1 protein-coding gene is annotated in these 260 nt (G+C 67.7%); it reads left to right on the forward strand.

Annotated elements, in window-relative coordinates; all coding sequences use genetic code 11:
- Positions 1-260, forward strand: a 260-nt coding sequence (locus QSK52_RS39305; protein WP_285741060.1) for a thiamine pyrophosphate-dependent enzyme, incomplete at both ends; no start/stop codon positions are given.

Consider the following 260-nt stretch of genomic DNA (forward strand, 5'->3'; position numbering starts at 1 on the left):
GCACCAGATGTGGGCCAGCCAGTTCATCCAGTTCGAGAAGCCCGCCACCTGGCTCAACTCCGGCGGCGCCGGAACCATGGGCTACGCCGTCCCCGCCGCCATGGGCGCCAAGGCCGGCCGCCCCGACACCCCGGTGTGGGCCATCGACGGCGACGGCTGCTTCCAGATGACCAACCAGGAACTCACCACCTGCACCCTGAACAACCTGCCGATCAAGGTCGCCGTCATCAACAACGGCTCCCTCGGCATGGTCCGCCAGT

Origin of the sequence: Kitasatospora phosalacinea, assembly GCF_030268885.1 — a bacterium.
GTDB lineage: Bacteria > Actinomycetota > Actinomycetes > Streptomycetales > Streptomycetaceae > Kitasatospora > Kitasatospora phosalacinea_C.